Genomic DNA, 13311 nt, shown 5'->3' on the forward strand with positions numbered 1-13311 from the left:
GCCAAAAGTAGATAGGAGAACTTTTTTATATATTAAGCCTTCATTATTTAATCTTTAACTTAATTTTTGCAAGATATTTTTTGTGAAATTACATAGGATTTTCAAGCAGATGTTTCAAAATCCTAATGAATGCTTATCTTTGTACACTTTCAAAATTAGAACCTATTTATGTCAACAAATAATAGAAGATTTCCAGCAGAATGGGAAAAACAGCAAGGAATTGTATTGTGTTTTCCGCATAATGGCAATGACTGGCCGGGAAAATATGAAGCTGTTCAATGGGCTTTTGTAGAATTTATTAAAAAAGTAGCCACTTTTGAAACTGTTTTTTTGGTCGTAGCCGATGAAAAACTAAAAGAAAAAGTTGCCGAAATGCTTGAAAGAGCTCGTGTAAATATCAAAAACGTTTCTTATATCATTCACAAAACCAACAGAAGCTGGATGCGTGATTCGGGTCCGATTATTGTAAAAAATGGTTCAAAAAGAGAAGCGCTGAATTTCAATTTTAATGGCTGGGCAAAATATAAAAATTATCAGTTAGATAAATTTGTTCCGGGAAAAGTGGCTGATTTTATTGATGTTCCGTTAACGCAGGTTATGTATAAAGGAAAGCCGGTAATCGTCGAAGGTGGTGCAATTGATGTAAACGGAAGAGGAACTTTGTTGACTTCTGAAGAATGTTTAATGCACCCGACAATTCAGGTTAGAAATCAAGGTTTTACTAAAGAAGATTACGAAGCGGTTTTTAAAGAATATCTTGGAGTGACCAATGTTATCTGGCTTGGAGATGGAATCGAAGGAGATGATACACACGGACACATCGACGATTTATGCCGATTTGTAAATGAAGATACGATTGTAACTATTGTTGAAACAGATAAAAACGATTCAAATTATAAACCTCTTCAGGATAACTTGAAACGCTTGCAAAACGCAAAATTAGAAGATGGAAAATCGCCAACAATTGTTGCATTACCAATGCCAAAACGTGTTGATTTTGAAGATTTAAGATTACCGGCAAGTTATGCTAATTTCTTAATTCTGAATAATTGCGTTTTAGTACCAACGTTCAACGACAGCAACGATCGTGTAGCTTTAAATATATTGTCAGAATGTTTCCCTGATCGAGAGGTAATAGGAATAAGCTGTATTGATTTCATCTGGGGATTCGGAACTTTACATTGCTTAAGCCAGCAGATTCCGGCTTAAAAAATATTAGCCAAAGATTAAATGATTTTCACAGATTAGAGAATCATTTTAATCTTTTAATCTGTGGCAAAATAAATCATAAAAAAAACCTTGGCGACAACCAAGGTTTTTTTATTTCTATATCTCTTCAGATACTTTATTTGCTCTTCACGGTCTGATAAATGGAGGTAAAAGCTGACTTGCAACTTCTCCAAAACCAATTCTTACTTCCGCATTTTCGCAGAAACCTCTAATGATTACCGTATCGTTATCTTCAATAAATTTACGCTCGCTTCCATCTTTTAAGGTAAGCGGATTTTTTCCTCCCCAAGTCAATTCTAACATCGAACCAAAACTATCCGGAGTTGGTCCTGAAATAGTTCCTGAACCCATCATGTCACCAGAATTTACACGACATCCGTTTGAAGTATGATGTGCTAATTGCTGTGCCATTGACCAGTATAGATATTTAAAATTGGATTGCGAAACAATAGTTTCTTCAGCCTCTTCAGGTTTTATTGAAACTTCTAAATGAATATCAAAAGCTTTTTTTCCTTTAGTCTGCAAATAAGGAAGCGGCGACGGATCTTGTTTTGGTCCTTTTGTTCTAAAAGGTTCCAAAGCATCCATAGTCACAATCCACGGAGAAATTGATGTTGCAAAGTTTTTAGCTAAGAATGGTCCAAGTGGTACGTATTCCCATTTTTGGATATCGCGCGCACTCCAGTCATTCAATAAAACCATTCCGAAAATATAATCTTCTGCTTCATACGTTGGGATGTTTTCTCCCATAATATTTACATCAGTAGTAATAAAAGCAGTTTCAAGCTCAAAATCTACTAAACGAGAAGGTCCAAAAACAGGATAATCGCCACCAGCAGGCATTGTTTGTCCCATTGGTCTGTGAACCGGAATTCCAGACGGAACGATTGTAGAACTTCTTCCGTGGTATCCAACCGGAATATGAAGCCAGTTTGGCAATAAAGCATTTTCTGGATCACGGAACATTTTACCTACGTTTGTAGCGTGTTCTTTACTTGAATAAAAATCGGTATAATCGCCAATTAAAACAGGCAATTGCATCTCGACATCGTCAATATTAAAAATAACAATATCGCGGTCTTTTGTTGAATCTCTAAGCTGTGGGTTGTTTTCGTCGAAAATATCAGCGATACGATTTCGGACTAATCGCCATGTTTTTTTTCCGTCAGAAATAAAATCATTCAGCGTGTCCTGCATAAACATATCATCGGTTAAATCTATTCCCTCAAAATAGTTTAACTGTTGTAAAGCCCCTAAATCTATAGCAAAATCACCAATTCTAGTTCCTACTGTAACGACATTTTCTTTAGTAAGAAATACACCGAAAGGAATATTTTGAATAGGGAAGTCGCTATTTTGCGGTACTTCTAACCATGATTTTCTTTTGGTATCGTTGGCGGTTATCGGCATGTTAGATGTTAATTATTTGTTGAAAAATTACATGTCAAATATATCATAATCTAACTGTATGACAAACGTTTTTTTGTATTTTTGCATCAAATTAACGAAAAACGAAAAAATGCAACGCGACGAACAAATTTTTGATCTTATCCAAGAGGAAAAAGAAAGACAAATTCACGGACTAGAACTTATTGCTTCTGAGAATTTTGTAAGTGACGAAGTAATGGAGGCAGCTGGTTCTGTTTTAACTAATAAATATGCTGAAGGTTATCCTGGCAAAAGATATTACGGAGGCTGCGAAGTAGTTGACGTTATTGAGCAGATTGCAATTGACAGAGCTAAAGAATTATTTGGTGCTGAATACGCAAACGTACAGCCACACTCAGGTTCTCAGGCAAATACTGCTGTTTATCATGCTTGTTTGAATCCTGGTGATACTATTTTAGGTTTCGATTTATCTCACGGTGGTCACTTGACTCACGGTTCACCTGTAAACTTTTCAGGTCGTTTATACCGTCCAGTTTTTTACGGTGTAGATGCTGAAACTGGCCGTTTAGATTATGATAAAATCCAAGAAATTGCAACTAAAGAACAACCAAAATTAATCATCGCTGGAGCTTCGGCTTATTCTCGTGATATGGATTTTGAGCGTTTCAGACAAATTGCTGATAGTGTAGGAGCAATCTTATTTGCTGATATTTCTCACCCTGCAGGTCTTATTGCAAAAGGATTATTAAACGATCCAATTCCACATTGTCATATTGTTTCTACAACAACTCACAAAACATTAAGAGGACCGCGTGGAGGTTTGATCTTAATGGGGAAAGATTTTGAAAACCCACAAGGTTTAAAAACTCCAAAAGGAGAAATCAGAATGATGTCTTCATTATTAGATTTAGCGGTTTTCCCTGGAAATCAAGGCGGACCTTTAATGCACATTATTGCTGCTAAAGCAGTTGCTTTTGGTGAAGCACTAAAAGATGAGTTCTTTACTTACGCAATGCAATTGCAAAAAAATGCAAATGCAATGGCTGATGCTTTCGTAAAAAGAGGTTACAACATTATCTCTGGCGGAACTGATAACCACATGATGCTTATTGACTTAAGAAATAAAAACATTTCTGGTAAAGAAGCTGAAAATGCATTAGTAAAAGCTGAAATCACAGTAAACAAAAACATGGTTCCTTTTGATGACAAATCACCATTTGTTACTTCTGGAATTCGTGTTGGAACAGCTGCAATCACAACTCGTGGTTTAGTTGAAAAAGATATGGAAACTATCGTAGCTTTAATTGATAAAGTTCTTGCTGATCATACAAACGAAGACGTTATTGAAGAAGTTGCTGAAGAAGTAAACGAATTAATGAGCGAAAGACCGATTTTTGCTTACTAAAAATTAGTCCTAAAGTTTTTAAAGTCGAAAGTCAAAAGTCTATTTTTGGCTTTCGATTTTTGCTTTTAAGACTTTTTATTTTCGACTTTAGACTTTGGACTTTCAAACTTTAAGACTTAAAAAAAATGGGCGTACTTAGATTACAATTGCCAACCGACCCAAGATGGGTAAATATTGTTGAGAAAAACATTGAAGAAATCTTGACAGATCACGCTTGGTGCGAGCAAAAAGCAGCAACAAACGCGATTACAATTATTACTAATAATTCAGAACATCAGGATTTAGTTCAGGATTTATTGGCTTTAGCTAAAGAAGAAATTGATCATTTTGAGCAGGTTCACAACATTATCATCAAGCGCGGATTAAAATTAGGCCGAGAACGTAAAGATGATTATGTAAATGAGTTGTATTTATATATGAAGAAGAGCGGTGATGGAAGCCGTGTTTCTGGTCTTGTAGAAAGATTGTTGTTTTCTGCTATGATTGAAGCCAGAAGCTGTGAGCGTTTCAAAGTGCTTTCTGAAAATATTCAAGACGAAGAACTAGCTGTTTTTTACAGAGAATTAATGGAAAGCGAAGCGGGACATTACACGACATTTATTACTTACGCCAGAAAATACGGTAAAGGAATCGATGTTGAAAAACGTTGGAGAGAATGGCTGGCATTTGAAGAATCAATTATTAGCAACTACGGAAAAGGAGAAACGATTCACGGGTAGTTTTTTTAGTGTTCAGTGTTCAGGTTTTTTTTTTAGTGTTCAGTCTCAGTGGCAGTTTTCAGTTTTACGTTTGTCAAGCTGAACGAAGTCGAAGCCCACGCAGTATATTTCAGTTTCAGAAAAATCCGTTTCAATCCGCGTTTTTGCGATAGCGAATCAGTTTTATCAGCGTCATAATTTATACGTTTAGATTTAATCTAAAATCCGCAATCTAAGATCTAAAATTCTTATATTTGAGAGTAACCAAAATCTCGAATTATGAGAATAGAAATGGACCTAAAATTAGGGTTTAAAGATGTAATGTTTAGACCAAAACGATCAACGCTCAAAAGCAGATCAGAAGTTTCTCTAGAACAAAACTTTAAATTTTTGCACAGCACAGCATCTTGGACCGGAATTCCGATTATGGGTGCCAATATGGATACGGTTGGGACTTTTGAAATGGCTCAGGTTTTGGCAAAGGAAAAGCTTTTTACAGCCATTCATAAACATTATTCTGTAGAAGAATGGAATAATTTTCTGCAAAATGTAACTCCTGATTTTTACGATTATATTGCTGTCAGTACAGGAACAGGAAAAGAAGATTTTGATAAAATTGGAAAAATAATTGAAGCAAATCCGCTTTTGAAATTTATCTGTATTGATGTTGCAAATGGTTATTCAGAGCATTTTGTTCAGTTTTTAAAGAAAACGCGAAAACAATATCCTGATAAAATTATTATTGCGGGAAATGTAGTCACAGGAGAAATGACTGAAGAACTTTTATTGGCTGGTGCTGATATAGTGAAAGTCGGAATTGGGCCGGGTTCTGTATGTACAACACGTGTCAAAACGGGTGTTGGTTATCCGCAACTTTCTGCCATTATCGAATGTGCTGATGCTGCTCATGGTTTAGGCGGTCATATTATCAGTGATGGTGGCTGTGCAACTCCGGGTGATGTTGCGAAAGCTTTTGGAGCTGGAGCCGATTTTGTAATGTTGGGTGGAATGCTTGCCGGACATACCGAAAGCGGAGGCGAGCTAATCGAAGTAAAAGGCGAAAAATTCAAACAATTTTACGGAATGAGTTCGAAAACCGCTATGGATAAGCACGCTGGAGGCGTTGCAGAATATCGAGCAAGCGAAGGAAAAACAGTTCAAGTACCATTTAAAGGTGAAGTGATTTATACTGTTTTAGATATATTAGGAGGAATCAGAAGTACGTGTACTTACGTAGGAGCTTCAAGATTAAAAGAATTGACTAAACGAACGACTTTCATCCGCGTAAGCGAGCAGGAAAATCAAGTTTTTAAAAAATAAATATGATTAAGATTACCGAAGCATTTATTGAAGATATTGCTAAAATTCAAGAAATTGCAAACATAACTTGGCCTATTACATATGGCGAAATTTTAACTACAGAACAATTAGATTATATGTTGAATCTAATTTATTCTGATGAAGCGCTCTCAAAACAAATTCAGAATAAAGAACAATTGTTTTATCTTATTTCAGATTCAGAATCCATAATTGGTTTTATCGGAATTGAGCACAATTATAAAAATACAGCTGTAACTAAAATCCACAAAATCTATCTTTTGCCAGAAACTCAAGGAAAAGGTTATGGTAAAATTGTTTTTGAAACAATTGAAAAATTAGCTTCAGAAAATAATTCAAAGGAACTTTTATTAAATGTCAACCGATTTAATGCGGCTTTAAATTTCTATAAAAAACTTGGTTTTGAGATAAAGGAAACTGTTGATATAGAAATTGGAAATGGGTATTTGATGGAGGATTATGTGATGGGGAAAAATATTTAAAAAGTAGTTTTTATCTTGTTAAAAATGTTCTAATTTTACGTTTTTAATTTAGGTAAAGAATGGCAGAGGTATTTTTAGGTATAATAATTAGTATTATTACAGGTGTGATTTCATCATATCTATTTTTAATGTATTTCCTAAACAGGAAAAGAGTTAAAATAGAAATTTCTGCACATATAAGTAAAGTTACTTTCGAAGGGCAGACGAATTATTTTTTTAAATTCGTTAATAAAACAAATTCTGAAATATTTGACATTCGAATCGAACCTACTTTTTATAAACAAGTTGGAGGTGCTGGAGGAATGAACATTCAGGGGAAAGATATTGTTTTAAAAGATAATTTTATTTCCTACATACCATGTAAGCGAAAGAGTGATAATAATAGTTTGCATGCAATGAGGGTTAGAACAGTGGAAGATATTGAAATGAATTGGAGCGATGCTTCATCTTATATAAGACTTACAGTAATAGCAAAGCATTCACTGTCTGGTTTTACAGATATTTTCGTAAAAGATTTTTATTCTAAAGATGCCATTACAACCAAGAAATTCAAATCGGGAGATGATTTGGGAGTTGTATAATATTTAACTATAATAAGTTGCAAGCTGTATTAATATTCTGTAATATTGTTATGTAATTAATTTAAAAATTATTTATTATGAAAAGTGATGTAATAGTTGGATAGTCTCCAAAGCAAGAATATAATAAGAGCCAGTTTTTGACTGGCTTTTTTATTTCATTTAACTCACAATTACATCATGCTTAAACAATAGCCCTTTCACTTCCTTTAAAGAAAAAACAGCTTTTTTTAGTTTCGTTTTAGAAGGATCAATAGTATAATTATAACTTGCTTTAAAATCGGTTCTGTTGGCGATGGCTTTGTCGAATTCAGATCGGTATAAATCGCAGTTGTCAAAAATAACATTCGTTAAATCAGCCGACATAAAATCTACAGCGATTAAACTGCAATTGGTAAATGGCGTTCCTTTTATTTTTAAAGTATAAAATTTGGAAAAATCTAAAATACAGTCATTAAAACGAACTTCAAAAATTAGTTTGTCACACATGGCGAAATTCACTTCTTTAATTTCGCAATTATTAAAGGTTACGGTTCTAAAAGCAACATAATTAATCTTGGCTTCGCTGAAAATACAGTCGTTAAAAATGCAGTCGATAAAAGTAACAGCTAAAAAAGTACAGGCCGAAAAATTACAATTATTAAAGACACAGCATTCGAAATCCTTAAAATTAATATCGTCTTTGGCGTAAATAATGGTATTGTATTCTTTATCAAGAAAATATTCGCTTTCCTTTTTCAACTTAATTTTGATAATTGTTTGAGGCTGAAAAGGTAATAATTTGCAGTAAAATATTCGGCGAAAATCATAAAACATTTTAAAAATCTATCCGCTTTCGCATAAAAATAATGTAGCTTTACTGTTATTTTTTTAGCTAAAAACATATCAATTTTATTATATGGAATCAACAAGAAAAGAGCATGATTTTTTAGGAGAATTAGAAATTCCGAATCATTTATACTACGGAATTCAGACTTTTAGAGCGGTAGAAAACTTCAATATTACCGGAATTCCAATTTCAAAAGAACCTTTGTTCATAAAAGCTTTAGGTTATGTGAAAAAAGCGGCAGCTTTAGCCAATAAAGATTGTAATGCAATCGATTCAAAAATTGCAGAAGCAATATGTTATGGAAGCGATCAAGTGATTTCGGGCAAATTTGATAAGGAATTTGTCAGCGATTTGATTCAGGGCGGTGCAGGAACTTCTGTAAACATGAATGCCAATGAAGTAATTGCAAACATCGGATTGGAATATCTTGGTCATAAAAAAGGCGAATACAATTTTCTTCATCCAAACAATCATGTAAACTGTTCGCAGTCAACAAACGATGCTTATCCATCAGCATTCAGAATTGCTTTGTATTTAAAAATGGAAAGCTTTATTAAAACTTTAGCAGGTTTAGAAGTCGCTTTCGCCAAAAAAGGCGAGGAGTTTAAAGAAGTTCTAAAAATGGGAAGAACGCAGCTTCAAGATGCTGTTCCAATGACTTTAGGACAAGAATTTAAAGCTTATGCCACAACAATTGGTGAAGATATTCAGCGCTTAAAAAATGCTCAGGAATTACTGTTGGAAATTAATATGGGTGCAACAGCCATTGGAACAAAAGTAAATGCTCCTGAAGGTTATCCTGAAATTTGTGTGGCGTATTTGGCGAAAGAAGTTGGGATTCCTTTAACCCTTTCACCAGATTTAATTGAAGCAACAGTTGATACGGGCGCTTATGTGCAGATAATGGGGACTTTAAAGCGTTCGGCAGTTAAGATTTCGAAGATTTGCAATGACTTGCGTTTATTGAGTTCTGGGCCAAGAACAGGTTTAAACGAAATTAATCTTCCGGCGCGCCAGCCAGGTTCATCAATTATGCCGGGGAAAGTAAATCCTGTAATTCCAGAAGTTGTAAATCAGACTTGCTTTTATGTAATTGGTCAGGATTTGACTGTTACTATGGCGGCAGAAGCGGGACAATTACAGCTGAATGTAATGGAACCAGTTATTGCTTTTGCCATGTTTACTTCGTTGGATTATCTTTCAAATGCCATTCAAACTTTAATTGATAAATGTATTAACGGAATCACAGCGAATGTGGATCATTGTTATAATATGGTGATGAACAGCATCGGAATTGTAACGCAGTTAAACCCAATTATTGGTTACGAAGAAAGTGCAAGTATTGCAGGAGAAGCTTTAAAAACAAATAAAAGCGTGCATCAAATTGCTGTTTTAGAAAGAAAGCTGATTACTCAAGAAAAATGGGATGAAATCTATTCATTAGAAAATTTGATCCATCCAAAATTTATCACAAAATAGATTTCATATAAAAAATATAATAGCAAGCCGTCATTTATTTGACGGTTTTTTTTATTTCAATTTTATTGAAGTTTAAGTCTAAAATGTTGAAAATAAGCTATATATTTACATATGAATTGATTATTGTTTCAAAAAATTAAAACTTTCACATGGTAAAATTTTTAAAAAATAATTATTTTCAGAATAAATTTAAAATCTTATGGTTGCTCTTTTTTATTCAATATAATTTGAATGCTCAAACCGAGATTGACAGTTCTAAAATTTGCCCGCCCAGAACAATATTAGAAATCTTCAAAAAAAAGGATTCGATTTATGTCGTAAAACCCATAAAAAACAGTTTTTTCTTAATTATTCCGGCAATAGGTTCTCAGCCGGCTACAGGTTTTTTTTATGGCGCCGTTGCACAGTATACTTTTAAAGGAAAAGAAAAAGCAGATAAATATTCAATAGCCAATGTTGGAATAACATACACTACAAAAAAACAGTGGCTTGTCAATATAAAGAACAACATTCTGCTAAAAAATAACAAGATATTCTTAAGCGGTGATTATCGTTTGTATATATTTTCGCAGCCCAATTATGGTTTAGGAACAAATATTATTCCGCCTCGGCGCGATCAGGAGCCAGGTTTCAGCATTGATTCTATCGCTGAACCGATGGATTACAATTACTTTAAATTTCATCAGTCGGTTTCCTTTCAAATTCGTCCAAATTTTTATGTTGGCGGCGGTATTAATATCGATTGGTATTCGAGTATTATTGATAAAGAACTTGATGTTGCAAATGGAAAACTTACGTATCACTATAATTATAATCAGAAATATGGATTCGATGAGTCCGAATATTTTTTAAACGGCATGAGTCTTAATCTGGTTTACGATTCGAGAGATAATCAAGTAAATGCAACACATGGATGGTTTGCAAATATCAATTATCGTTTTAATCCGGAAATATTTGACAATCAAGAAGTAAGTAATGTTTTGTATGCGGAATACCGAAATTTTATTCCCGTTTCACAAAAAGATAAAAGATACATTCTGGCGCTTTGGACTTACGGTCAATTTGTTACCAAAGGAAAAGTTCCGTATTTAAATTTACCGGCAATTGGCTGGGATCAGCGCAGCCGAAGCGGAGAAGGATATACACAAGGATTATTTAGAGGAACAAATTTGGTTTATTTTGCAACAGAATTCAGATTTCCGATTTCCTGTGATCAAATGTTCAGCGGAACCGTTTTTACAAACTTCGTAACAACAAGTAATCCAGATACCAATACAAAACTTTTTCAATATGTTCAGCCCGCTTTTGGTTTCGGACTTCGAATTTTAATCGACAAAGCAACAAGAACCAATCTTATTGCAGATTTAGCTTGGGGAAATAATTCAAAAGGCTTTTACTTAAATGCAGGCGAAACTTTCTAACAATTTCAAGCTGTTATTTTTAAATGCAAAAAGTTATTGTTTACAAACGGTTGGGTGTAATTTTTTTTCAACACATAGAAACATAGATTTTAATTCTAAAAAAAGAGTTTGGAGAAAATCTAGATTTTCACACATAGCGCTCTATGTTTGTTAATGTAAGTCAAACGCCTTTATGCCGTTTTAAAATCTATGTTTCTATGTGTTTAAATTATTTGCACCTAACGGGATGTTCATAATTAAATCATAATTTTTAACTATTCTGATTTACATTTTTAATGTCAATCCCTATTTTTGTTGTATATCCCTATTTAGATGAAGTTACTAATAGTCGAAGACGAACCAAATCTTTTGTCCATTTTACGCAAAGGATTTGCCGAAAACAACAACGAAGTAAGCGTGGCACTCGATGGCAAAACAGCTATGGAAATGATCCACAATTACCATTTCGATGTTGTCGTTTTAGATGTAATGCTTCCGGATATTAACGGAATCGAAATTTGCCGAAGACTTCGCGCAAGCAAAAACTTCGTACCAATTTTACTTTTAACGGCCCTAGGAACTTCAGAAAATATTGTAACAGGATTAAATGCCGGAGCAGATGATTATTTGGTTAAACCTTTTAAATTTGGTGAACTTGATGCGAGAGTAAATGCTTTAAATCGCAGAGCAAATCAGGATAACGAAAAAATCGATAAAATTATAATTGGCGATTTAGAAATAGACGGTAAAGCCAAAGCTGTAAAGAGGGCGGGAGAAGCAATTGTTTTGACGGCCAAAGAATTTAAGCTGCTTTATTATTTAGCCAGAAATGCAGGCCGAATTGTTTCCCGTGATCAAATTCTGGATAATGTCTGGGATATTAATTTTGATATGAACACGAATGTTGTCGATGTTTATATCAATTATTTGAGAAAGAAAATTGATAAACCTTATAAAACCAAACTCATTCATACCATGAAAGGGTTAGGTTATGTTATACAGCTATAAAATGGATATAAGAAAAAGAATTACGTTCACTTATGTAGCTTTATCGACCTTTAGTACGTTGTTGTTATGTATTATTGTTTTTGTTTTATTTAGAGAAAATAACCGTTATCATTTCTTAAAAAGGTTAGAAGATCGTGCGAAAATTGTAGCTTCAATTCATTTTCAAAAAGACCCTGAAAAAATAAAATACTACAGCAACCTTAAAAAAAATGGGCTGGAAGAACTTATTGAAGAAGAAGAATATGTTCTTAAAATAAACAGCGCCAATAGTTTTGATTATAATACAAAACTGAATTTGCCAAATGAATTTTATTCTAATATTTTAAGTACCGGAAAAGATTATTTTGAGGTCAACAGTAAATATTACTTAGGGCAGGTTTTTACTGAGGACAATCAAAAATATATTGTTATAGTTGGTGCGAGAGATCGAAGAGGAAAAACGACAAGCATTTATATTATAAAGATATTGCTTTTTGGCGGCATCGGATTCGTGCTTTTAGCTTTCCTTTTAGGCCGGTTTTTAGCAAAACGAGTTATCGATCCTGTTGCGAGAATTACTAAAGAAGTAAACAGAATAAGTGCGTCAAATCTTCATAACAGATTGCCCGATGTTAAAAACTCAGACGAAATCTCAGATCTTACAGCTACATTTAACGATATGCTAGACCGACTGGAAACCTCTTTTGAGATTCAGGCCAATTTCATAAATAATGCTTCACACGAATTAAAAACACCGATTACGACTATAATTGCCGAATCTGAAATTATGCTTCTAAAGGAACGCCAGGTTTCTGAGTATATTGAATCTTTGCAGAATATTTATGGTCAGGCGTCAAGATTAGGAAATCTAACCGAAAGTCTGCTGAAATTGACGCAAACGGGTTATGACGGAAAAAAACAGGTTTTGGATATTGCCAGAATTGATGAATTATTGCTGGACGTAAAATCTGATTTAGATAAAATTTATCCGGATAATCGCGTGAGCATCAAACTTAATTTTGCACCAAAAGATTCTAATTTGCTTTTAATTCCGTGCAATAAACCGCTTTTAGAATTGGCAATAAACAATATTATTACCAACGGAGTAAAATATTCAGATAATAATGAGGTATTTGTAACGCTTTCTGCTAATAAAGAATCGATTAAAATCGCCATTAACGATATTGGAATCGGAATTCCACCTGAAGATATTCCGCATTTATATGAACCTTTCTTTAGAGGAAAAATTGCAACCAAATATATTGGTTATGGTTTAGGACTTCCTTTGGCTTCAAAAATCATCCGCATGCACGGCGGCGAAATTCAAGTGCAGTCGGAACAAAATAAAGGAACTATTGTTACCCTTATTTTTAATAAATCAAATACAAAAATTAGCAACATTAAAAATTCTAATGTTGAATCTTAGAAAATTCTAATTTTAGATTAAGACCCTTCTAATTTACAGGGAGTTATTTTGCATGTATAAACTAAACGAT

At 33.7% G+C, this 13311-nt stretch carries 12 protein-coding genes; 10 read left to right on the forward strand and 2 right to left on the reverse strand.

The features are described from left to right. Positions 1-168 precede the first annotated feature (168 nt). Positions 169-1209, forward strand: a complete 1041-nt coding sequence (locus GKZ88_RS03460; protein WP_155100998.1) for an agmatine deiminase family protein — start codon at positions 169-171, stop codon at positions 1207-1209. A 147-nt stretch (positions 1210-1356) separates the two neighbouring features. On the opposite strand, the gene fahA is transcribed toward GKZ88_RS03460, so the two are convergent. Further along, positions 1357-2640, reverse strand: coding sequence for a fumarylacetoacetase (gene fahA, locus GKZ88_RS03465; RefSeq protein ID WP_155100999.1), 1284 nt, complete (start codon positions 2638-2640; stop codon positions 1357-1359). Positions 2641-2749: 109 nt separating this feature from the next. On the opposite strand from fahA, the gene glyA reads away from it, so the two are divergent. The 5 genes from glyA (at position 2750) to GKZ88_RS03490 (ending at position 7123) form a co-directional block, all read left to right on the forward strand. Then, on the forward strand, positions 2750-4024 hold the full coding sequence (gene glyA / locus GKZ88_RS03470; protein WP_155101000.1) for a serine hydroxymethyltransferase: 1275 nt from the start codon (positions 2750-2752) through the stop codon (positions 4022-4024). Between the two features lie 125 nt (positions 4025-4149). After that, positions 4150-4743 (forward strand): tRNA-(ms[2]io[6]A)-hydroxylase, encoded by a 594-nt coding sequence (locus GKZ88_RS03475; RefSeq protein ID WP_155101001.1) that lies wholly within the window; start codon positions 4150-4152, stop codon positions 4741-4743. A 258-nt stretch (positions 4744-5001) separates the two neighbouring features. Then, positions 5002-6042, forward strand: coding sequence for a GMP reductase (locus tag GKZ88_RS03480; RefSeq protein ID WP_155101002.1), 1041 nt, complete (start codon positions 5002-5004; stop codon positions 6040-6042). 2 nt (positions 6043-6044) lie between these two features. Continuing rightward, positions 6045-6542: a GNAT family N-acetyltransferase gene (locus tag GKZ88_RS03485; RefSeq protein WP_155101003.1), complete on the forward strand. Its 498-nt coding sequence runs from the start codon at positions 6045-6047 to the stop codon at positions 6540-6542. 59 nt (positions 6543-6601) lie between these two features. Further along, positions 6602-7123 (forward strand): hypothetical protein, encoded by a 522-nt coding sequence (locus tag GKZ88_RS03490; protein WP_155101004.1) that lies wholly within the window; start codon positions 6602-6604, stop codon positions 7121-7123. 159 nt (positions 7124-7282) lie between these two features. On the opposite strand, the gene GKZ88_RS03495 is transcribed toward GKZ88_RS03490, so the two are convergent. Continuing rightward, positions 7283-7861: a pentapeptide repeat-containing protein gene (locus GKZ88_RS03495; RefSeq protein WP_155101005.1), complete on the reverse strand. Its 579-nt coding sequence runs from the start codon at positions 7859-7861 to the stop codon at positions 7283-7285. A 157-nt stretch (positions 7862-8018) separates the two neighbouring features. Between GKZ88_RS03495 and aspA the strand changes: the two genes are divergently transcribed. The 4 genes from aspA to GKZ88_RS03515 all read left to right on the forward strand — a co-directional run bounded on the left by aspA (position 8019) and on the right by GKZ88_RS03515 (position 13241). Next, the gene (gene aspA / locus GKZ88_RS03500; RefSeq protein WP_133524277.1) at positions 8019-9428 is read left to right on the forward strand and encodes an aspartate ammonia-lyase; all 1410 of its coding nucleotides are present in this window, start codon (positions 8019-8021) and stop codon (positions 9426-9428) included. Positions 9429-9577: 149 nt separating this feature from the next. Further along, positions 9578-10849 (forward strand): BamA/TamA family outer membrane protein, encoded by a 1272-nt coding sequence (locus GKZ88_RS03505; RefSeq protein ID WP_155101006.1) that lies wholly within the window; start codon positions 9578-9580, stop codon positions 10847-10849. A 312-nt stretch (positions 10850-11161) separates the two neighbouring features. After that, entirely contained in the window at positions 11162-11836 is a 675-nt protein-coding gene (locus GKZ88_RS03510; protein WP_155101007.1) for a response regulator transcription factor, read from the forward strand. Position 11837: 1 nt separating this feature from the next. Continuing rightward, a complete protein-coding gene (locus GKZ88_RS03515) occupies positions 11838-13241 on the forward strand; it encodes a HAMP domain-containing sensor histidine kinase (RefSeq protein ID WP_155101008.1) in 1404 nt (467 codons plus the stop codon). Positions 13242-13311: the final 70 nt, after the last annotated feature.

The organism is Flavobacterium sp. LC2016-01 (genome assembly GCF_009711135.1).
In the GTDB taxonomy this organism is placed as follows: Bacteria; Bacteroidota; Bacteroidia; order Flavobacteriales; family Flavobacteriaceae; genus Flavobacterium.

Excerpts from the sequence above, each read along its gene's own strand:
- GKZ88_RS03515 (WP_155101008.1), top strand. The coding sequence starts at position 11,838 with ATGGATATAAGAAAAAGAATTACGTTCACTTATGTAGCTTTATCGACC.
- GKZ88_RS03505 (WP_155101006.1), top strand. The coding sequence starts at position 9,578 with ATGGTAAAATTTTTAAAAAATAATTATTTTCAGAATAAATTTAAAATC.
- fahA (WP_155100999.1), bottom strand. The coding sequence starts at position 2,640 with ATGCCGATAACCGCCAACGATACCAAAAGAAAATCATGGTTAGAAGTA.
- GKZ88_RS03510 (WP_155101007.1), top strand. The coding sequence starts at position 11,162 with ATGAAGTTACTAATAGTCGAAGACGAACCAAATCTTTTGTCCATTTTA.
- GKZ88_RS03485 (WP_155101003.1), top strand. The coding sequence starts at position 6,045 with ATGATTAAGATTACCGAAGCATTTATTGAAGATATTGCTAAAATTCAA.
- GKZ88_RS03480 (WP_155101002.1), top strand. The coding sequence starts at position 5,002 with ATGAGAATAGAAATGGACCTAAAATTAGGGTTTAAAGATGTAATGTTT.
- GKZ88_RS03460 (WP_155100998.1), top strand. The coding sequence starts at position 169 with ATGTCAACAAATAATAGAAGATTTCCAGCAGAATGGGAAAAACAGCAA.
- aspA (WP_133524277.1), top strand. The coding sequence starts at position 8,019 with ATGGAATCAACAAGAAAAGAGCATGATTTTTTAGGAGAATTAGAAATT.
- glyA (WP_155101000.1), top strand. The coding sequence starts at position 2,750 with ATGCAACGCGACGAACAAATTTTTGATCTTATCCAAGAGGAAAAAGAA.
- GKZ88_RS03475 (WP_155101001.1), top strand. The coding sequence starts at position 4,150 with ATGGGCGTACTTAGATTACAATTGCCAACCGACCCAAGATGGGTAAAT.
- GKZ88_RS03490 (WP_155101004.1), top strand. The coding sequence starts at position 6,602 with ATGGCAGAGGTATTTTTAGGTATAATAATTAGTATTATTACAGGTGTG.